Here is an 18,421-nt window from a genome sequence, read left to right on the forward strand (position 1 = left end):
CTCGCCCCTACGCCAGCATCGTCACGGGATCTTCGATCAGCGGCTTGAAGGCCTGCAGGAAGCGGGCGCCCGTCGCGCCGTCGACGACCCGGTGATCGCAGGTCATCGTCACGGTCATCACCGTGGCGACGGCCAGCTGGCCGTTCTTGACGACCGGGCGCTGCTCGCCCGCCCCGACGCTCATGATCGCGCCTTGCGGCTCGTTGATGATCGACGAGAACGACTTGATGCCGAACATGCCCAGGTTGGACACCGAGAAGGTGCCGCCCTGGAACTCTTCCGGCTTCAGCTTGCGGTCGCGCGCCCGCTTCGCCAGGTCCTTGGACTCGATCGCGATCTGCGACAGGGACTTGGTTTCGGCCTTGCGGATGATCGGCGTGATCAGGCCGCCGTCGATCGCCACCGCCATCGCCACATCGGCGTTGTGGTGCATGGCGATGCCTTCGGGCGTGTAGCTGGCGTTGGCCTCCGGAACCGCCTTCAGGGCCATGGCGGCGGCCTTGATGACGAAGTCGTTGACCGAGACCTTCACGCCGTCCTTCTCAAGCAGCGCATTGACCTTGGCGCGGGCCGCCAGAAGGGCGTCCAGCTCCACGTCGATGAACAGCGGGAAGTGCGGCACCTGCTGGATGCTGTCGACCATGCGGCGGGCGATCGCCTTGCGCATGCCGTCCAGCGGGATCAGGTCATAGCTGCCGTCCGGGATCCCCATCTGGGCCAGAGACTGCACCGGACGCGAGGCGATGCCGGAGGCGGCGGCGGTCGGAGCGGCCTTGGCGCCGCCCTTGCCCGCGGCCTCGACGTCACGACGGACGATCCGGCCATGCGGACCGGTGCCCTTGACCATGGTCAGGTCCAGACCCGCCTGGGCGGCCAGACGGCGCGCCAGCGGCGAGGCGAACAGACGACCGCCGTCGGCGGCCTTCGGCGCGGCCGGAGCCGGCGCGACCTTCGGGGCCTCCGCCTTCGGGGCAGCCGCGGCGGCTTCGGCCTTGGGCGCCTCAGCGGCCTTGGGCGTATCCGCCTTCGGGGCCGGAGCCGCGGCGCCGCCCTCATCCTTCAGACGGGCGATCGGGGTGTTCACCTTCACGCCCTCGGAGCCTTCGGCCACGAGGATCTCGGTGATCTCGCCCTCGTCGACGGCCTCGACCTCCATCGTGGCCTTGTCGGTCTCGATTTCGGCGATCACGTCACCGGCCTTGACCACATCGCCGGCCTTGACGTGCCATTTGGCGAGGACGCCCTCCTCCATGGTCGGAGACAGGGCGGGCATCAGAATATCGGTCATTGCACGCTCCCGCTCGGCGCAGTCGGTTCGGCGACGGTTGCGATGTTGTCCGCCTTGATGGTCTCGCTCAGGCCCTGAAGGATGCGGTTGTAGGCCTCCTTCTGATTGTGGCCGTGCCGAACGGCATAGCCGTAGGCCATGTGACGCGCGGCGATCGCCAACAGTTCGCCGAACTGGGCGGGGTTGTTGAAGGCCGGCTTCACGGACATGACCGGTTCGCCCTGCGACCACCAGATCCGGATGACTTCAACGGCCTCCGGATCAGCGGCGATGCTGTCCGGGACCTTCAGGTGGAACTCGTCCGGGCCGCTCATGCCATCACCTGCTTCACGGCCTTGACGATCTTGTCGACGCCCGGAAGCGACAGCGCTTCCAGATTGGCGGCGTAGGGCAGCGGCACGTCTTCCTGGTGCACGCGCAGCGGCGGGGCGTCCAGGTAGTCGAAGGCATGTTCGATCACGCGCGCCACGACCTCGGCGCCGACGCCCATCGGACCCCAGCCTTCCTCGGCCGAGACCAGACGGCTGGTCTTTTTGACGCTGTTGACGACGGTCTCATGGTCCAGCGGGCGCAAGGTGCGCAGATCGACGACCTCGACCGAAATGCCTTCGTCGGCCAGTTGCTCGGCCGCCTGCAGGGCGAAGCCCACCATACGGCTGTGCGCCGTGATGGTGACGTCCGTACCCTCGCGACGGACCTTGGCCTTGCCGATCGGCAGGACATAGTCCTCGACGTCCGGCACGTCGAACTCGAGGCCGTACATCATCTCGTGCTCGAGGAAGACGACCGGGTTCGGATCGCGGATGGCCGCCTTCAGCAGCCCCTTGGCGTCGGCCGCGTCATACGGCGCGATGACCTTGAGGCCCGGCACCTGCGCATACCAGGCCGAATAGTCCTGGCTGTGCTGGGCCGCCACGCGCGACGCGGCGCCGTTCGGGCCGCGGAACACGATGGGCGCACGGATCTGGCCGCCCGACATGTACAGGGTCTTGGCGGCCGAGTTGATGATGTGGTCGATGGCCTGCATGCCGAAATTCCACGTCATGAACTCGACGATGGGCTTCAGCCCCGCCATGGCGGCGCCGACGCCGAGGCCGGCGAAGCCGTGCTCGGTGATCGGGGTGTCGACGACGCGCTGGTCACCGAACTCCTGCAGCAGTTCGCGGCTGACCTTGTAGGCGCCCTGGTACTGGGCGACTTCCTCGCCCATCAGGAAGACGGCCGGGTCACGACGCATCTCCTCGGCCATGGCGTCGCGCAGGGCGTCGCGGATGGTCGTCTTCACCAGCCTGGCGTCGGCCGGGATTTCCGGGTCCTTCAGCTCAACGGTCGGCTTGACCGGCGCATCGGCCGGTGCCGGGTCAGCCTTGGGAGCCTCTTCAGCCTTCGGCGCGTCGGCCTTCGGGGCCGGCGCAGCGGCGCCGTCCTCGCCCGCCAGACGGGCGATCGGCGTGTTGACCTTCACGTTTTCGGAGCCCTCGGCGACGAGGATCTCGAGCACCTCGCCCTCGTCCACGGCCTCGACTTCCATCGTGGCCTTGTCGGTCTCGATTTCGGCGATCACCTGGCCGGGGGAGACGACGTCACCCGCCTTGATGTGCCATTTGGTCAGCGTGCCCTCTTCCATCGTGGGGGACAGCGCCGGCATCAGAATGTCGGTCACGGATCAGGCCTCCACGTAGACGTCGGTATAGAGCTCGGACGGATCGGGCTCCGGGCTCTCTTGGGCGAATTGCACAGCTTCGGCGACGATCGCCTTGATTTCGCTGTCGATGGCCTTGAGCTCGTCTTCCGACGCCTTGGCCTGCTCCAGCAGCAGCTTGATGTGATCGATGGGATCGCGGGTCTTCTTGACCTCGTCGACCTCCTCCTTGGTCCGGTATTTCGCCGGATCCGACATCGAGTGGCCGCGGTAGCGGTAGGTCTTCACCTCGAGGATGTAGGGACCGCCGCCTTCGCGGGCGCGTTTGACGGCGCGGGCGGTGGCGTCACGGACCGCCAGCACATCCATGCCGTCGACCTGTTCGCCCGGAATACCGAAGCTGGCGCCGCGGTTGAACAGCTCGGTCGTGGACGACGAGCGCTCGATGCTCGTGCCCATGGCGTACTGGTTGTTCTCGATGATGTAGATGGCGGGCAGCTTCCACAGCTGCGCCATGTTGAAGCTCTCGTAGACCTGACCCTGGTTCGAGGCGCCGTCGCCGAAATAGACGAAGGCGACCGAGTCATCGCCGCGGTATTTGCCGGCGAAGGCCAGGCCGGTGCCCAGCGCCACCTGGGCGCCGACGATGCCGTGACCGCCGTAGAAGCCGGTCGGCACGTCGAACATGTGCATCGAACCGCCCTTGCCCTTGGACGAGCCGCCGATGCGTCCGGTCAGCTCGGCCATGACCTCCTTCGGATCCATGCCGGCGGCCAGCATGTGGCCGTGGTCACGGTAGCCGGTGATGATCTTGTCGTGGCCCTGCTTGACGCTCTCCTGAACACCCACCGCCACGGCCTCCTGGCCGATGTACAGGTGGCAGAAGCCGCCGATCAGGCCCATGCCGTACAGCTGTCCGGCGCGCTCCTCGAAACGGCGGATCAGAACCATCTCGCGGTAGAACCGCAGAAGGTCCTCCTTCGAGGCGGCCGGACCGTTTGGAATTTTCTTTGAATCAGTCTTCGCGGCGGGGGCTTTCGCCATCCGTGATCTCCCGGTGGGACCCCGCTAGGCAGGGACGCTTGTCGTTACGGAAAGGGGCTTTAGCAGCCTTCGATCCGGAAACGCAAAGCGACCCAGTGAAGCTGTAACCAAAGTTCACGAGTTGTGCGGCTTGACGTTCCGTTCGGCCGGGACCGAGACGCGGATCACATAGTCGCGAGGGTCCGCGAAGCCCAGGACCGCACGGGCCCGCTCCTCCAGCAGATCGCGCGAAAGACTGCCGTTCCGCAGATAGCGGACACGCACTTCCAGATCCTGTCTTTGCTCAAGAATATCGGCCAGTTGCGCCTCGCGACGCACCAGAAGGCCGTCGCGCTCGCCGCCACTCAGCAGCCCGCGCTCGCCCGTCAGGGCCTGAACGCCCAGATAGGCGACCAGAAGCAACAGGACGCAGGAGGGAATGTAGGGCTTCATCCGTTCAGGCATTCGATCGCTCCTTCTGAGCGCGTACTCGCAGTTGACGAGTTATGACCGAAAAGCCCTAACGAACCGTAGCTTGGCCGTAGACTCTACGGCCAAACTCCGACGCGCCGACGCCCCTTACTTCAGCAGCATGCCGTCGCCGAAATACTGCCCCTGATCGCCGAGCAGTTCCTCGATTCGCAGCAGCTGGTTGTACTTCGCCGTGCGGTCCGAACGCGCCAGGGAGCCGGTCTTGATCTGACCGCAGTTGGTGGCGACGGCCAGATCGGCGATCGTCGAATCCTCGGTTTCGCCCGACCGGTGGCTCATGACGGCCGTGTAGCCGGCGCGGTGGGCCATCTCGACCGCATCCAGGGTCTCCGAAAGCGTGCCGATCTGATTGACCTTGATCAGGATCGAGTTGGCGAGCCCCTCCCCGATGCCCGCCGCCAGACGCGCCGGATTGGTCACGAACAGATCGTCGCCGACCAGTTGCACGCGGTCACCCAGGCGGTCCGTCAGCAGTTTCCAGCCGTCGAAATCGTCCTCGGCGCAGCCGTCCTCGATCGAGACGATCGGGAACCGCTCGCACAGATCGGCCAGGTAGCCGACCATGCCGTCCGCGTCGAAGCTCTTGCCCTCGCCGGTCAGTTCGTACTTGCCGTTCCTGAAGAACTCGGTCGAGGCGACATCGAGACCCAGGTGGAAGTCCTCGCCGGCCAGATAGCCCGCCGACTGCCCGGCCTTGGTGATGAACTCCAGCGCCGCCTCGGCCGACAGCAGGTTGGGGGCGAAACCGCCCTCATCGCCGACATTGGTGTTGTGACCGGCGTCCTTCAGCGACTTCTTCAGGGCGTGGAAGATTTCCGCCCCCATGCGCAGGGCCTCGGAGAAGTCCTCGGCCCCGGTCGGCAGGATCATGAACTCCTGGATGTCGATCGGATTGTCGGCATGGGCGCCGCCGTTGATGATGTTCATCATCGGGGTCGGCAGGATGCGGGCCGTGACGCCGCCCAGGTAGCGGTAAAGCGGCAGGTTCGACGACACCGCGCTGGCCTTGGCGCAGGCCAGGGAGACGCCGAGGATGGCGTTGGCGCCGAGACGCCCCTTGTTGGCCGTGCCGTCCAGGCCAATCAGGGTCTCGTCGATGCGGCGCTGGTCTTCAGCGTCCATGCCGGACAGGGCGTCGAAAATCTCGCCGTTGACGGCGTCGACGGCCTTCTGGACGCCCTTGCCGCCCCACAGGTCCTTGTCGCCGTCGCGCAGCTCAACCGCCTCGTGGGCGCCGGTCGAGGCGCCCGACGGAACGGCGGCGCGGCCGAAGCTGCCGTCCTCAAGGATGACATCCACCTCCACCGTCGGATTGCCCCGGCTGTCGAGGATCTGGCGGGCGACGATTTCGGCGATGTCGGTCATGGGGTGGCTCTGCTTTGCGGGACGACGTTCAGACGCCGCGTTTAGCCCGTCAGGCCCCGCCCCGGCAAGGAAGGCGATCACACCGGATCAGCGGCTCCGCCAGGGGCGGAGCCGCCGGCCGCCGTCAGGCGCATCCCTCGACGTATTCGATCGACGGGCCGCCGCCCGCGATCGCCTGGACCCGGCCATCGCCGCCGATCTCGTACTTGATCCCGCGGGCCGCCGGGCCGGTGTGATCCGCCGTGGCCCAGACCGTGATGTATTCGGCCGGCGCCGCTTCATACTTGTGCGGAACGACCACGGCGGCAGCGCCATAGGCGGCCTTGACCGCAGCTGCCTCGTCGCCGATCCGGAACCCGCGGTCGGTGGGCGTCGTCGCATCGCGTGTCAGCCAGACACTGGCCAGAACGCCGTTGTTCGTCATCACCATCAGCCCGTCCGGCGCGCGGGTCGGATGGAACGTGTCGCAGCTGTCCGGGTCCGGGCCGCCCACAGCGCCCGGGTTCGAGTCCGGACCCAGGGCCGCCTCGATCTCCGCCGTCGACATCCCGATCCTGAGCGGGCCGAAGCCGTTGGCGGTCAGCACGTCGCCCGCGACGGGGGCCGGCGCTTCAGGCGCGGGCGCCGGGGCGGATTCAGGCGGGGCGGCGGCGTCCTCCGGCGCGTTGCAGGCGGCGACGGACAGGACGGCGGCGGTCAGCAGAATTCGGCGGATCATGATCCCTCCAGAGAGTTTCCCGGACCATCAACGCACGAAAACGGCGCGCGAGAGCCCCGCGCGCCGCAAAAATCTTCGTCCGGCCGAAACCGGAGCCTTCGGAAGACTAGTCTTCCTTCGGCGTCAGGACCTGACGGCCACGATAGGTGCCGGTCTTCAGGTCGATGTGGTGCGGGCGCTTCAGCTCGCCGGTGTCCTTGTCCTCGACGTAGGCGTTGGTGCCCAGGGCGTCGTGGGCGCGGCGCATGTTGCGACGCGAGGGCGATACTTTGCGCTTCGGAACGGCCATTTCCGTCTCAATCTTCTGGTCGGGCGCCGATGAAGGCGCGAAAACAATAGCGGCGGCCCGTTCAGAGCCGCCTTGCGAGCGCGGGCTTATGCCTGAACCGGTCCAGGAGTTCAAGGGGCGATCAGGCCGGAGCGCGCAAGAGCCAGTCAGACCGCGAAAGCCCGTAGTAGAAGCTGTTCTTCCACTCGCCCCCGACATTCCATGTCCGCTCCGCAAAACCGGTCCGGACGAAGCCCAGACGCTCCAGCAGACGAATCGATGCGGCGTTGTCGGGATCGACGTCGGCGGTGAGGGCCTGAAGGTCCGTGACGGTGAACACATGGTCGATCGCGGCCTGCGCCGCCTCGCCCGCCAGCCCCAGCCCCCAGTGATCGGGATGCAGGATGTAGCCGATGTCCGGCGGGGCATAGAAGCCGACCTTGCCGATCACCACGCCGTCGCGCTCGATGACGAAGTCCGGGTGTCGGTCGCCATTGGCGATCATGCCGGCCAGCCAGACCTCGGTCTGCGCCAGATCGGCATGGGGCGGCGTGGACCACCACTCGGTCGCCCTCGGGTCGGACAGGACCGCGTGCATGGCCGCCAGATCCTCCGGGCGGGCCGACCGCAGCAACAGGCGAGGCGTCCGGATTTCCATCAGAGGTCGCGCGTCAGGACCACGAAGGTCAGATCATCCACCCGCGGCAGGCCGAATCGCGGGTCCTCCATCGGGAACGGTCGCCGCTCGCCGGTCAGGCCGTAGCCGAGGCGTTCATACCAGGCGATCAGCTCGGCCCGGCTGTGGATCACGGTCATCTCCATCCGCCCGGCGCCGAATCGCTCGCGCGCGACCGCCTCCGCCGCGGCGACCAGCCGCCGTCCCAGACCACCGGCCTGACGGTCCGGATCGACCGAAAGCATGCCCAGATAGGCCGTCCCCCGCCCCTTGTCGGCGGCGACCACGCATCCGACCAGCTTCCCGGACGTCTCGGCCACCAGCACCACCTGCGCGCCGTCGGACAGCAGGGCCTTCAGCTCCTGTGCGTCGGTCCGTTGACCGTCCAGGAGGTCGGCCTCGTGGCTCCAGCCGCGCCGGGCGCTGTCGCCGCGATAGGCGCTCTCCACCAGCGCATGCAGGGGTTCGAGGTCGGCGAGCGTCGCGTCCCGGATCATCATCTCAGTCAAGCGTCACCATCTCCGCCACCGCCTCGCCGATGGCCAGCGAACTGGTCAGGCCAGGACTCTCGATCCCGAACAGGCAGACCAGGCCGTCGATCCCGTGCACATAGCGATCATGCAGCTGAAAGTCCGGCTGGGGCTCGCCCTTGCCGTGCAGTTTGGGGCGGATGCCGGCGTAGTCGGGCGTCAGACCGCCCTCGGGCAGGCCCGGCCAGAAGCGGCGAATATAGTGTTCGAACTCGGACGCCTTGGCCGGATCGACGGAATAATCCTCGCTCTCGACATAGACGAGGTCCGGCCCGAACACCGCCTGCCCGCCCAGATCCTTGCGGTAGTGGGTGCCCAGGGCGCCGGGGATGGGCGGCGGATAGACCAGCCGCTCGAACGGCGCCTTGCCGGTCAGCCGGAAATAGACGCCCTTGCCGAAATGCCCCCTGGGGATGCGGTCCGCCGGATAGCCCTCGATACGGGACGCCACCTCCTGCGCGCCCAGCCCCGGGGCGGTCACCAGCAGGCCCGTGGTCAGGATCGCCCCGCCCTCGCCTCCCGCCGTGACGCGGAAGCCGCCGTCCGGCAGGGCCTCCGCCCGTTCGAACGGCGTGGACAGGACGACCGAGCCGCCCGCGTCCTCGATCTCGCCCTGCAGCGCCAGCATGTAGTCGTGGCTGGCGAACAGGCCGCTCTCCGGGGACAGGATGGCCGCGTGCGCATTCAGCCCCGGCTCCAAGGCCCGCGCCTGCGCTCCGGTCAGATGCTCCAGCCCCTCGACGCCGTTGGCGCTGGCCTGCTGGAAGATGGCCTCGATCCGCTCGACCTCGGCTTCCTCGGTCGCCACGACCAGCTTGCCGCATTTGCGGTAATCGACCTTGTGGCTGTCGAGGAAGGCGTAGAGCGCCCGGCGGCCCTCGACGCAGAACTTCGCCTTCAGCGAGCCCGTCGGATAGTAGAGCCCGCCGTGGATGACCTCGCTGTTGCGCGAGGACACGCCCTGACCGATGTGCGGTTCCTTCTCGAGCACCAGCACCGACAGGCCCCGCTTCGCCAGCGCGCGGCCGCACGCCAGACCGACCGCGCCGGCGCCGACCACCGTCGCGTCGAAGTCGAAACCGGTGAAGTCAAAGCGATCCCGCAGAAGGCTCATCCCTTGGGTCCGTACCGGCGCGCCGCCTCAGCCTCGAAACTGCTCATCAGGGCCGAGACCGCGCGATCAAAATTCGCCTGCAGCATGCCGTTCAGCAGCGGATTGGCGAAGGCGAAATCGATCATGAACTCCACCCGCGCTCCCTTCGGATCGGGGAAGAACTGCCAGCGGTTCTTCAGATGCCGGAACGGACCGCGCAACAGCCCCACCTCGACCAGCGGCGCATTGCGGTCATGCCGCACCCAGGTCGAGAACCGCTCGGTCAGGAAGGAGAAACCCACGGACGCTTCGGCGTCCACGACAGTCACGCCCGGCCGCTCCTCGCGCGGATTCCACGTCCGCATACCGGTGACCCACTTCACGAAGGCCGGATAGGCCTTCACATCCGCGACCAGCTCGGCCAGCTGATCCGGTTGATAGGGCAGGACTTTCGTGACGCGGTGAACGGCCAAGCGGGGCTCAGCGCCCCGTTTGCGCCAGACGCGCCGCCTTCAGCCGCGCGAAGTCGTCGCCGGCGTGGTGCGAGCTGCGGGTCAGCGGGCTGGACGACACCATCAGGAAGCCCTTGGCCCGGGCGATCGCCTCATAGGCCTTGAACTCTTCCGGCGTGACGAAGCGCTCGATGGCCGCATGCTTGCGGGTCGGCTGCAGGTACTGGCCGATGGTGATGAAGTCGACGCCGGCGGATCGCATGTCGTCCATCACCTGCATGACCTCTTCCTTGGTCTCACCCAGGCCGACCATGATGCCGGACTTGGTGAACTGGTTGGGGTCGCGCTCCTTGACCATCTGCAGCAGGCGCAGCGAGTGGAAATAGCGGGCGCCCGGCCGGATCTTCAGATACAGGCGCGGCACCGTTTCGAGGTTGTGATTGAAGACGTCCGGACGGGCGTCGATCATCACCTCGGCCGCCCCGTCCTTGCGCAGGAAGTCGGGCGTCAGGATCTCGATGGTGGTGTTCGGCGCCTGCAGGCGGATCTGGCGCACCACCTCGGCGAAGTGGGCGGCGCCGCCGTCGGACACGTCGTCGCGGTCCACCGAGGTGATCACGACGTGGTTCAACCCCATCTGCTGGACGGCCAGGCCGACCTTGACCGGCTCTTCCGGGTCCAGCGGTTGCGGCAGGCCGGTCTTCACATTGCAGAAGGCGCAGGCGCGGGTGCAGGTATCGCCCATGATCATGAGCGTGGCGTGCTTCTGGCTCCAGCACTCGCCGATGTTCGGGCAGGCCGCCTCTTCACAGACCGTGTGCAGGCCCTTGGAGCGGACGATATCCTTGGTCGCGTTGTACTGGCCGGATCCGGGCGCTTTCACGCGCAGCCAGTCCGGCTTCTTCAGCACCGCCGTCTCCGGACGGTTCTGCTTTTCCGGGTGACGCAGTTCGGACGGCGTCTTCTTCAACGTGTCGATCAGGGTGACCAAGGCGGGCTCGGGCTCCGGAGGCTTGAAGGCGGTATGTCGTCTTTCCGTGCGGCGAAGGCAAGGCGCGAGGGAACCTCACGCAAGGTAACGCATCTTTTCATCGGGATCGCCCCGCACTAGTTTCCCCCGCTCAAGACAAGGGCGCGGGCACAACGCGTCGACGGAGGACTGAGTTTTGCGCGTACCGCTGGAAGCCACGATCGGCGACGAAGGTATTTTTGACGCCCTGATCGCCGCGCGCGAGACCTTCGGCGACAAGGAAATCCTGGAAGACCAGGATCGCAAGCCGCTGACCTATACGGGCCTGATCCGCGCCGCCTTCGTCCTGGGGCGCAAGATCGCCGCCATGACCGAACCGGAAGAGCGCGTCGGCATCCTGCTGCCGTCCAGCATGGGCGTGGTCGTCACCTTCTACGGCCTGCATGCCCACGGGCGGGTGCCGGTAATGATCAACTTCACGGCCGGTGAGCGGAACATCAAGGCGGCGCTGGCCGCCGCGGGCGTCAAGAAGGTCCTGACCGCCAAGCGCTTCATCCAGCAGGCCAAGCTGGAAGAGCTGATCGCCGACATCGAGACCGTGGCTGAGGTCGTCTGGCTCGACGACGTGCGCGAGACCATCGGCCTTCCGGACAAGCTGTACGGCCTCGCCGCCGGCCTGATGCCCCGGCGCTTCCGCGTGAAGACCGATCCGTCCGGGCCGGGCGTGGTCCTGTTCACCTCCGGAAGCTTCGGCGCGCCCAAGGGCGTGGTGCTCAGCCAGTCCAACCTCGTCGCCAACTGTCGCCAGGTCGCCCAGCATATCGACCTGAAGCCGGAGTGGGTGATGTTCAACCCGCTGCCGACCTTCCACTGCTTCGGCCTGACCGGCGGTGTCCTGCTGCCGCTGCTGCAGGGCATGAAGGCCTTCCAGTACCCCTCCCCCCTGCACGCCAAGCAGATTGTCGAACTGATCCCGCAGGTGAAGGCCTCGATCCTGTTCGCGACCGACACCTTCCTGAACCAGTACGCCCGCGTGGCCGGTCCGGACGATTTCGACAGCCTTCAGTTCGTGGTCGCCGGCGCCGAGCGTGTGCGCGATGAGACCCACCACCTGTTCAACACCCGCTTCCACGGCCTCAAGCTGCTGGAGGGCTACGGCGCGACCGAGGCCGCGCCGGTCGTGGCCGTCAACCACCCGGACCGCAACCGCCCGGGCTCGGTCGGCCAGATCCTGCCCGGCATGGAATGGAAGCTCGAGGAGGTGCCCGGCATCGCTGAAGGCGGCCGTCTGTACCTGCGCGGTCCCAATGTGATGGAAGGCTATCTGTCGCCCGACGATCCTCGCGCCATCGAGCCCCTCAAGGACGGCTGGCACGACACAGGCGACATCGTCGATATCGACGAGGAGGGCTATATCGCCATCCTCGGCCGGGTGAAGCGCTTTGCGAAGATCGGCGGCGAAATGGTGTCCCTGACCGCCGTCGAGGGTCTGGCCAGCGCTGTCTGGCCGGAGGCCCGCCACGCCGTCGTCTCCATCCCGGACAGCCGCAAGGGCGAGAAACTGGTGCTGGTCACCGACCGCAAGGACGCCGACGTCGCCCGCCTGGCCGAGTGGGCCCGCGAGCACGGTGCGCCCGAACTGGCTGTTCCGAAGAAGATCATGCGCGTGGACGACGTCCCGGTGCTGGGCACCGGCAAGACCGACTATGTCGCGATCCAGCAGATGGCCGAGCTCGACCGGGCCGCCTGAGGCCCGAAGACCGAACATTGTGCGACGAGCCGACTCCGGCCCACAGTGCCCGCCTCTGACAAGAGAGGGAGGGTTCAATGTTCAACAAATTATCGCCTTACCAGCCGCAGCTTCTCAGCGTCCTGCGCATCGTCGCGGGGCTGCTGTTCCTCTGCCACGGCACGGCCAAGGTGCTCGGTTTCCCGGCTGTTGAGGGTGTGCCGCCGCCGGGCCTCAGCCTCGCTGGCCTGTCCGGCCCGCTTGAACTGGTCTTCGGCCTGCTTCTGGTGATCGGCCTGTTCACCCGCCCGGTGGCCTTCCTGGCCTCGGGCTTCTGCGCCGTCGGCTACTGGGCGATCCACGCCGGCATGGGGCCGTTCCCGATCACCAGCGGCGGCGAAACGATCGCCCTGTATTGCTTCGTCTGGCTGTACTTCGCGGCCGCGGGCGCCGGCCCCTGGTCGGTCGACGCCGTCATGGCGAAGAAGGCCTGATCAGCCGATCCGGACGCCCGTCATCGAGATCGAGCCGCCCTCGATGACGTCGTTGAAGAAGCTCACATCGTCGCCCGGCGCGCGCTGGGCGGCGATGTAGAGCAGCGGCAGATAATGCTCATCGGTCGGCACGCTCAGCTGAGCGTCTTCCGCCAGATGAACCCAGTCGATCAGGGCTTCATCGTCTCCGCGAACAAAGGCGGACTTGACGGCCTCATTGAAATTGATCGCCCAGTCATAGGGTTCGCCGCCTGAACGCTTCCAGGTTCTCAGGTTGTGAACAAAGTCCCCCGAGCCCGCGATGATGACTCCCTCGTCCCGCAGCGGAGTCAGGCGCTTCGCCAGCTCGAAATGCTCGCGGGTCGACAGCCGTCGGTTCAGCGACAACTGCACCACCGGCACATCGGCTTGCGGCCAGACGTGAACCAGCACCGACCAGGCGCCGTGGTCCAGACCCCACTGGTCGGTCCGGATCGCGCCGGTCAGGGCCGAAACCCGGGCCGCCAGCTCCGGCGACCCCGGCGCCGGATACTGCATCGCATGCAGTTCGGGGGTGAACCCACCGAAATCATGGATGGTTTCCGGATTTGCCTGCGCCGTCACACCCAGCCCGCCGGTTTCCCAGTGGGCCGAGATCATCACCACGCCCTTCGGCTTGCCCACGGCCTCGCCGAGTGCGCGCCAGGCGTCCGCATAGGGACCGCCCAGCGCGTTCATCGGAGACCCGTGACCGAAAAAGATCGCCGGCTGGCGCATCGTCCTACCCGTGAAGCTTCTTCGCCAGTTCGGCGATGTGTTGACCCTGGAACCGGGCGCCGCCCAGTTCAATCTCGCTCGGCTGACGCGAGCCGTCGCCGGCGGTGATGGTGGTGGCGCCGTAGGGCGAGCCGCCCTCGACCGAATCCAGCGTCATCTGGGCCTGATAGGAATACGGAAGGCCGACCACCGGCATGCCGTGGTGCATGAAGAAGTTATGCAGGCCCTGGAAGGTGCTTTCCTGACCGCCGTGCTGGGTCGCGCTGGCGGTGAAGGCGCCGCCCACCTTGCCGATCAGGGCGCCGGTGAACCACAGGCCGCCGGCCTGGTCGAGGAAGGCGCGCATCTGCGACGCAGCCGAGCCGAAGCGGGTGCCGGCGCCAATGATGATGGCGTCATAGTTCTTCAGGTCGTCGATCACGGCGATCGGGGCCTTCTGATCCAGCTTGTAGTGCGAGGCCTTGGCCAGCTCTTCCGGCACCGTTTCCGGCACACGCTTGATGTCAACGGTGACGCCCTCGACCGAACCCGCGCCCTCGGCGACGGCTTCGGCCATGGTTTCGATATGGCCGTAGGTCGAGTGATAAAGAACGAGAACGCGAGCCATCAGGCCTCTCCTGTCGTTAAAAGCAACTGTCTCAGTGCCTATTTCGGGTGAACCGCGACCTCACGCAAGGGGGCGAAGCAAATTCAGCGGGGAGTGATGGGGCAGACGCGGTCGTAGAAGGCCTTGTCGCCCGGGACGTCGAGGCCGCGCGAGAGCCGGAAGCGGTGCTCGACCACCATGGCCTGCTGCTCGATATTCAATCGCTCCCACTGGCAGTCAGGGGCGACCGGATAGGCGTAGGCGGCGGGACCGTCCCCTGCCCTCAGCTTGCCGGTCAGCAGATTCACTCCCCGCTGCGCCTGCCAGACATGGGTGAGCTCGTGAATGAAGGTGGACTGCAGCCGGAGCGGCGCGGTCGACAGATCGCGAGGCAGGGTCGCTGCCGGCCAGACGATCCAGTCCCGCCCGAACCATCGCCCGGGCACGAAGGCGCGGTCGAACGGCCAGGGCGACCGTAGGAAGCGGATCCCCCGATAGTCCAGCGCCTTGCCGAAGGTCTCGCGGGCGAGGTCGATCTCGCCGGGCGTCAGCGCGCGCATCACCCCGGCGGAGGCGGCCCGACATAACCGCCGGTCGGGCTGACCCACTCCCAGTGCCAGGGCTCGTAGACGTAGGGCACGAAGCCGAACCGCCCCGCGTTCCGGACCATCCAGCGATAGGTCACGGTCCGACTCATATACAGCCGGCTGGCCGCCGAGGTGTTGTCCACGCCCAGCCCCGGCGCCTGCCCCACATAGAGATCGACGGCTGTCCCGGTGCGGTGCGGCGAACAGGCGGCGCGCCGCAGGCCGTCGCAATTGCCCTGTTGGGCGCAGCGGGCGGCGTCGGCCTCCGGGTCACGGAAGCCCGAGAAAATCTGCAGCAACTCCGGATTGGCGGCGACCTCCGGCACCTCGGCCCGGGCGGCCTCGACCAGGGCGCGGTAGGCGTCCAGCACGTCCCGACGCAGCAGGCGGGTCAGCCGGTCGGCGTGTTCCTCGGACGCGACCAGATAGCCGAGCTGGTACAGCGGCGGCGGATCGGGGCATGGCTGCTGGTTGACCCGGGCCATGATGAACGGCCGCCGCTCCTGCCAGACCCCGCGGAAGACGGCGAAGGTGGCCGCGTCGAACCAGCCGGTCGCCGGAAGCCCGTGGCTGTACTGGAACTCGGCCAGACGCCGCGCGAACCGGGCCGTGGCCGGATCGCAGTCGGTGCGCAATTCCTGTTGTATGAGCGGGAGATAGGTTTCCCAGCCGACCTCGGCCGGACCGAACGGCGTCCACTCCATCCGCTGGAAGGACAGGGCGTTGGCGAGCACGGGCGCCGCCCATTCCAGCGTGTCCGCGCCGCAGGTCTCCCCGCCCGGCGGGTCGCGCGACGGGTCGTGGGGGCGCGTCTGCGCCGTGGCCTCGGACGCAATGACGGCGACCATCAGCAGACCCGCGCAGGCCAGACGTTTCGACAGGAGGACACCCCGGTTCATCGGCGAATGTTGGCCTCCCGAAGGTGGTCCGGGCAAGACCCTTCGCAGGCCTCGCCCACGGACGTCAAAGACGGCATGGTAGGGCGGCGGTCGACTCGGGACCGTGTCCCGATCGCGCCATGACCGATTTGCCCCCGTCCGCACCCGTGCGCCGCTCCAACGCCGTTCTGGCGGCCTTCTCCACCGTCTGCCTGCCGCTGGCCGCTTTCGGCGTCGCCCTGCCGGTGACCCTGCCGGAGTTCTACGCCACCTTCGTCAAGCTGGAGTTGGGCGTGGTGGCCGCCGTCTTCATGGCCGTGCGCCTGATCGACATCACCTTCGACCCCTTCATCGGCTGGGCCATGGACCGGACGAAGACCCGCTGGGGCCGCTACCGCCCGTGGATGGTGGTCTCGACGCCGATCCTGATGCTGGCGGCCTATATGATGTTCGTCGTCGTCCAGCCGGGCGCGGGTCCCGTCTTCCTCTTCGCCTGGCTGCTGGTCCTGTATCTCGGCTTCTCGATCGGCACCCTCGGCCAGCTGGGCTGGGCCGCCGTCCTCGCGCCCGAGTACGACCAACGCAGCCGGGTCTACGGCTGGTGGCAGGTCTTCAACATCATCGGCGTGGTGCTGATCCTGATCCTGCCCACGGTCGTCGAGAAGACCGGCATCGGGACCTATGCCGACGGCGTCCGGATCATGGGCTGGGCGATCGTCATCGCCCTGCCGGTGACGGTGGGTCTGGCGCTGCTGGCCGTTCCCGAACCGACCACCGGCGGAGGCCAGCCCCATGGCAGCCTCGCCGCCTATGTGTCGCTCTTCCGCAAGCCGGTGGTGCGCAAGCTGCTGTTCGCCGACCTGCTTCTGGGCATCGCGCCGGGGATCACCGGCTCGCTGCTGTTCTTCTTCTTCGGCCAGATCAAGGGCTACGACCATGCCCAGGCCGGGCCGCTGATGGTCCTCTACTTCATCGGCGGCCTGTGCGGGGCCCCGTTCTGGGCGTGGCTGGCCACGCGGGTTGGCAAGGACCGGGGCCTGGCCATCGCCGGGATCGTGTCGGCCGTTCTGTATTTCGGGGCGACACTGGCGCCCGGGCACAACTTCGTCCTGACCGCCGTGGTCATGTTCATCGCCGGCCTGCCCTATGCCGCCGGCCTGTTCCTGACCCGCGCGATGATGGCCGACGCCGGGGACGAGGAACGCTTCGAGACGGGCGTCGATCGCACCGGCCTGATGCTGTCCATCCTGTCGGCGACGACCAAGATCGGCCACGTCATCGCCCTGGTCCCCTATCTGATCCTGCAGCTCGTCGGATTCCGCGCCGACCCCGGGCCGGAGGGCAACAGCGAGATGTCGCTGATCGCCCTGCAGGTGCTCTTCATCCTCGTCCCCGCCCTGCTGATGGCCGCCTCGGCCTGGGTGCTGAAGGGCTATCCCCTGACGGCGCAGCGACACGGCGAGATCCGCAAGGCGCTGGACGCCCGCGACGCCACCCCGACGACCTGAGTGAAGCCTGCCCATGACCACCCCCATCGACCGCCTGAACGCCATCATGGCCCGCCTGCGCGCCCCCGAGGGCGGCTGCCCGTGGGACGTGGAGCAGACCTTCGAGACCATCGCGCCGTACACGCTGGAGGAGGCGTATGAGGTCGCCGACGCCATCGAGCGGAAGGACTGGACCGAGCTGAAGTCCGAGCTGGGCGACCTGCTGTTCCAGGTGGTCTTCCACGCCCGTATGGCCGAGGAGCAGGGCCTGTTCGTCTTCGACGACGTGGCCAACGCCATCGCTGACAAGCTGGAGCGCCGCCATCCGCACGTCTTCGGGGACGAGGCCGCCAAGGCGGACGGCGTGGCGCAGAAGGCCCGCTGGGAGGACATCAAGGCCGCCGAGCGCGCCGCCAAGGCCCAGCACGGCGTGCTGGACGACGTGCCGGTCGGCCTGCCCGCCCTCGCCCGCGCCGCCAAGCTGACCAAGCGGGCGGCCCGCGTCGGCTTCGACTGGCCCTCGACCGATGAGGTCTTCGACAAGCTGCACGAAGAGGTGGCCGAGCTGCGGGCCGAGATCGCCGCGGGCGATCTGGACAAGGCCAGGGGCGAGGTCGGCGACCTGCTGTTCGTCGTCGCCAACCTGGCGCGCAAGCTGGGGGTCGAGCCGGAGGACGCCCTGCGGGGCTGCAACGCCAAATTCGTGCGCCGCTTCGCCTTCATCGAGGCCGAGCTGGCCAAGGCCGGCAAGACGCCGGAGCAGTCGGACCTGGCCGAGATGGACGGTCTGTGGGACGCGGCCAAGGCGGCGGAGCGGGCATGACGGCGGACCAGCACGATCCGGGCGGCAAGGTCCGGCTGGCCCTGATGCCGGGGGTCAACGGCGACGCCAGCTTCAGCGCCGACGGGCGTTATCGGCGACTGATGCGGCGCTGGCTGGGAGAGACCTTCCCCGAGCGCTACGTCCTGTTCATCGGCATGAACCCCTCGACGGCGGACGGGACGGTCAACGACCCGACCTGCGCCCGGGAGTGGACATTTGCGCAACGCGAAGGCTTCGACGCCATGGTCAAGGCCAACGTCGGCGACTACCGGGCCACCGACCCGAAGATGCTGCTGGCGCCGGGGGTCGAGGCCTCCTCGCCCGAAAATCTGCCCGCCATCCGCAAGGCGGCGGCGGGGGCTGGGCTGGTGGTCCTGTGCCACGGCAAGCTGAACAAGGCGCTGGCCCCTGCTGGTCAGGCCCTGATCGAGGCCCTGCGCGAGGACGGCGTCCCCCTCTGGTGCCTCGGGACCAACGGCGACGGCAGCCCCAAACACCCGCTTTACTTGCGTGCGGACACCCCCCTGATACCGTACCCGGTCTAGTCTCCGCCGATCACGAACA

Annotated in this window: 21 protein-coding genes and 1 pseudogene; 5 read left to right on the forward strand and 17 right to left on the reverse strand. The window is 67.5% G+C overall.

Features of this window, described 5'->3' with window-relative positions; genetic code table 11:
* Positions 1–7 precede the first annotated feature (7 nt).
* The 13 genes and pseudogenes from ACLQ7T_RS05720 to lipA all read right to left on the reverse strand — a co-directional run.
* On the reverse strand, positions 8–1,288 hold the full coding sequence (locus ACLQ7T_RS05720) for a pyruvate dehydrogenase complex dihydrolipoamide acetyltransferase (protein ID WP_420478548.1): 1,281 nt from the start codon (positions 1,286–1,288) through the stop codon (positions 8–10).
* Entirely contained in the window at positions 1,285–1,602 is a 318-nt protein-coding gene (locus ACLQ7T_RS05725; RefSeq protein WP_420478549.1) for a DUF5076 domain-containing protein, read from the reverse strand. The genes ACLQ7T_RS05720 and ACLQ7T_RS05725 overlap by 4 nt, the downstream gene beginning before the upstream one ends.
* Positions 1,599–2,951: a pyruvate dehydrogenase complex E1 component subunit beta gene (locus tag ACLQ7T_RS05730; protein WP_420478550.1), complete on the reverse strand. Its 1,353-nt coding sequence runs from the start codon at positions 2,949–2,951 to the stop codon at positions 1,599–1,601. The genes ACLQ7T_RS05725 and ACLQ7T_RS05730 overlap by 4 nt, the downstream gene beginning before the upstream one ends.
* A gap of 3 nt (positions 2,952–2,954) precedes the next feature.
* Entirely contained in the window at positions 2,955–3,974 is a 1,020-nt protein-coding gene (gene pdhA / locus ACLQ7T_RS05735) for a pyruvate dehydrogenase (acetyl-transferring) E1 component subunit alpha (RefSeq protein ID WP_420478551.1), read from the reverse strand.
* 114 nt (positions 3,975–4,088) lie between these two features.
* Positions 4,089–4,418: an FtsB family cell division protein gene (locus ACLQ7T_RS05740; protein ID WP_420478552.1), complete on the reverse strand. Its 330-nt coding sequence runs from the start codon at positions 4,416–4,418 to the stop codon at positions 4,089–4,091.
* A gap of 114 nt (positions 4,419–4,532) precedes the next feature.
* Positions 4,533–5,810 (reverse strand): phosphopyruvate hydratase, encoded by a 1,278-nt coding sequence (gene eno / locus ACLQ7T_RS05745; RefSeq protein WP_420478553.1) that lies wholly within the window; start codon positions 5,808–5,810, stop codon positions 4,533–4,535.
* A 124-nt stretch (positions 5,811–5,934) separates the two neighbouring features.
* On the reverse strand, positions 5,935–6,528 hold the full coding sequence (locus ACLQ7T_RS05750; RefSeq protein ID WP_420478554.1) for a hypothetical protein: 594 nt from the start codon (positions 6,526–6,528) through the stop codon (positions 5,935–5,937).
* Between the two features lie 106 nt (positions 6,529–6,634).
* Positions 6,635–6,817, reverse strand: coding sequence for a 50S ribosomal protein L32 (gene rpmF / locus ACLQ7T_RS05755; protein WP_056449735.1), 183 nt, complete (start codon positions 6,815–6,817; stop codon positions 6,635–6,637).
* A gap of 121 nt (positions 6,818–6,938) precedes the next feature.
* On the reverse strand, positions 6,939–7,454 hold the full coding sequence (locus ACLQ7T_RS05760) for a GNAT family N-acetyltransferase (RefSeq protein ID WP_420478555.1): 516 nt from the start codon (positions 7,452–7,454) through the stop codon (positions 6,939–6,941).
* On the reverse strand, positions 7,454–7,972 hold the full coding sequence (locus ACLQ7T_RS05765; RefSeq protein WP_420478575.1) for a GNAT family N-acetyltransferase: 519 nt from the start codon (positions 7,970–7,972) through the stop codon (positions 7,454–7,456). Before ACLQ7T_RS05765 ends, ACLQ7T_RS05760 begins: the two co-directional genes overlap by 1 nt.
* A 1-nt stretch (position 7,973) precedes the next feature.
* On the reverse strand, positions 7,974–9,116 hold the full coding sequence (locus ACLQ7T_RS05770; protein WP_420478556.1) for an NAD(P)/FAD-dependent oxidoreductase: 1,143 nt from the start codon (positions 9,114–9,116) through the stop codon (positions 7,974–7,976).
* The gene (locus tag ACLQ7T_RS05775; protein ID WP_420478557.1) at positions 9,113–9,568 is read right to left on the reverse strand and encodes a type II toxin-antitoxin system RatA family toxin; all 456 of its coding nucleotides are present in this window, start codon (positions 9,566–9,568) and stop codon (positions 9,113–9,115) included. Before ACLQ7T_RS05775 ends, ACLQ7T_RS05770 begins: the two co-directional genes overlap by 4 nt.
* A 7-nt stretch (positions 9,569–9,575) precedes the next feature.
* Positions 9,576–10,541, reverse strand: a pseudogene (lipA, locus tag ACLQ7T_RS05780) (lipoyl synthase); the annotation flags it as partial.
* A 172-nt stretch (positions 10,542–10,713) separates the two neighbouring features.
* On the opposite strand from lipA, the gene ACLQ7T_RS05785 reads away from it, so the two are divergent.
* Together ACLQ7T_RS05785 and ACLQ7T_RS05790 are read left to right on the forward strand one after the other, a co-directional pair.
* Positions 10,714–12,267, forward strand: coding sequence for an AMP-binding protein (locus tag ACLQ7T_RS05785; protein WP_420478558.1), 1,554 nt, complete (start codon positions 10,714–10,716; stop codon positions 12,265–12,267).
* 77 nt (positions 12,268–12,344) lie between these two features.
* The gene (locus ACLQ7T_RS05790) at positions 12,345–12,740 is read left to right on the forward strand and encodes a DoxX family protein (RefSeq protein WP_420478559.1); all 396 of its coding nucleotides are present in this window, start codon (positions 12,345–12,347) and stop codon (positions 12,738–12,740) included.
* On the opposite strand, the gene ygiD is transcribed toward ACLQ7T_RS05790, so the two are convergent.
* From ygiD to ACLQ7T_RS05810, 4 genes are all read right to left on the reverse strand, one after another.
* Entirely contained in the window at positions 12,741–13,496 is a 756-nt protein-coding gene (gene ygiD, locus ACLQ7T_RS05795; RefSeq protein ID WP_420478560.1) for a 4,5-DOPA-extradiol-dioxygenase, read from the reverse strand.
* Between the two features lie 4 nt (positions 13,497–13,500).
* Positions 13,501–14,103, reverse strand: coding sequence for an NAD(P)H:quinone oxidoreductase (gene wrbA, locus ACLQ7T_RS05800; protein WP_420478561.1), 603 nt, complete (start codon positions 14,101–14,103; stop codon positions 13,501–13,503).
* 83 nt (positions 14,104–14,186) lie between these two features.
* A complete protein-coding gene (locus ACLQ7T_RS05805; RefSeq protein ID WP_420478576.1) occupies positions 14,187–14,642 on the reverse strand; it encodes a hypothetical protein in 456 nt (151 codons plus the stop codon).
* The gene (locus ACLQ7T_RS05810; protein WP_420478562.1) at positions 14,642–15,568 is read right to left on the reverse strand and encodes a D-alanyl-D-alanine carboxypeptidase family protein; all 927 of its coding nucleotides are present in this window, start codon (positions 15,566–15,568) and stop codon (positions 14,642–14,644) included. Before ACLQ7T_RS05810 ends, ACLQ7T_RS05805 begins: the two co-directional genes overlap by 1 nt.
* 119 nt (positions 15,569–15,687) lie before the next feature.
* On the opposite strand from ACLQ7T_RS05810, the gene ACLQ7T_RS05815 reads away from it, so the two are divergent.
* Genes ACLQ7T_RS05815 through ACLQ7T_RS05825 form a run of 3 tightly spaced genes read left to right on the forward strand, consistent with a single transcriptional unit; the run spans position 15,688 to position 18,402 of the window.
* Positions 15,688–17,055: an MFS transporter gene (locus ACLQ7T_RS05815; RefSeq protein ID WP_420478563.1), complete on the forward strand. Its 1,368-nt coding sequence runs from the start codon at positions 15,688–15,690 to the stop codon at positions 17,053–17,055.
* A gap of 13 nt (positions 17,056–17,068) precedes the next feature.
* On the forward strand, positions 17,069–17,857 hold the full coding sequence (gene mazG / locus ACLQ7T_RS05820) for a nucleoside triphosphate pyrophosphohydrolase (protein WP_420478564.1): 789 nt from the start codon (positions 17,069–17,071) through the stop codon (positions 17,855–17,857).
* Positions 17,854–18,402: a DUF1643 domain-containing protein gene (locus ACLQ7T_RS05825; RefSeq protein ID WP_420478565.1), complete on the forward strand. Its 549-nt coding sequence runs from the start codon at positions 17,854–17,856 to the stop codon at positions 18,400–18,402. Before mazG ends, ACLQ7T_RS05825 begins: the two co-directional genes overlap by 4 nt.
* The last annotated feature ends 19 nt before the right edge of the window (positions 18,403–18,421 follow it).

The organism is Brevundimonas sediminis (assembly GCF_048799765.1).
Taxonomy (GTDB): Bacteria; Pseudomonadota; Alphaproteobacteria; order Caulobacterales; family Caulobacteraceae; genus Brevundimonas.

Coding starts and splice junctions, on each gene's coding strand:
- eno (WP_420478553.1), bottom strand. CDS start 5,810: ATGACCGACATCGCCGAAATCGTCGCCCGCCAGATCCTCGACAGCCGG.
- ACLQ7T_RS05810 (WP_420478562.1), bottom strand. CDS start 15,568: ATGAACCGGGGTGTCCTCCTGTCGAAACGTCTGGCCTGCGCGGGTCTG.
- ACLQ7T_RS05740 (WP_420478552.1), bottom strand. CDS start 4,418: ATGCCTGAACGGATGAAGCCCTACATTCCCTCCTGCGTCCTGTTGCTT.
- ACLQ7T_RS05720 (WP_420478548.1), bottom strand. CDS start 1,288: ATGACCGATATTCTGATGCCCGCCCTGTCTCCGACCATGGAGGAGGGC.
- ACLQ7T_RS05760 (WP_420478555.1), bottom strand. CDS start 7,454: ATGGAAATCCGGACGCCTCGCCTGTTGCTGCGGTCGGCCCGCCCGGAG.
- ACLQ7T_RS05790 (WP_420478559.1), top strand. CDS start 12,345: ATGTTCAACAAATTATCGCCTTACCAGCCGCAGCTTCTCAGCGTCCTG.
- wrbA (WP_420478561.1), bottom strand. CDS start 14,103: ATGGCTCGCGTTCTCGTTCTTTATCACTCGACCTACGGCCATATCGAA.
- ACLQ7T_RS05815 (WP_420478563.1), top strand. CDS start 15,688: ATGACCGATTTGCCCCCGTCCGCACCCGTGCGCCGCTCCAACGCCGTT.
- mazG (WP_420478564.1), top strand. CDS start 17,069: ATGACCACCCCCATCGACCGCCTGAACGCCATCATGGCCCGCCTGCGC.
- ACLQ7T_RS05825 (WP_420478565.1), top strand. CDS start 17,854: ATGACGGCGGACCAGCACGATCCGGGCGGCAAGGTCCGGCTGGCCCTG.
- pdhA (WP_420478551.1), bottom strand. CDS start 3,974: ATGGCGAAAGCCCCCGCCGCGAAGACTGATTCAAAGAAAATTCCAAAC.
- ACLQ7T_RS05725 (WP_420478549.1), bottom strand. CDS start 1,602: ATGAGCGGCCCGGACGAGTTCCACCTGAAGGTCCCGGACAGCATCGCC.
- ACLQ7T_RS05805 (WP_420478576.1), bottom strand. CDS start 14,642: ATGCGCGCGCTGACGCCCGGCGAGATCGACCTCGCCCGCGAGACCTTC.
- ACLQ7T_RS05750 (WP_420478554.1), bottom strand. CDS start 6,528: ATGATCCGCCGAATTCTGCTGACCGCCGCCGTCCTGTCCGTCGCCGCC.
- rpmF (WP_056449735.1), bottom strand. CDS start 6,817: ATGGCCGTTCCGAAGCGCAAAGTATCGCCCTCGCGTCGCAACATGCGC.
- ACLQ7T_RS05765 (WP_420478575.1), bottom strand. CDS start 7,972: ATGATGATCCGGGACGCGACGCTCGCCGACCTCGAACCCCTGCATGCG.
- ygiD (WP_420478560.1), bottom strand. CDS start 13,496: ATGCGCCAGCCGGCGATCTTTTTCGGTCACGGGTCTCCGATGAACGCG.
- ACLQ7T_RS05770 (WP_420478556.1), bottom strand. CDS start 9,116: ATGAGCCTTCTGCGGGATCGCTTTGACTTCACCGGTTTCGACTTCGAC.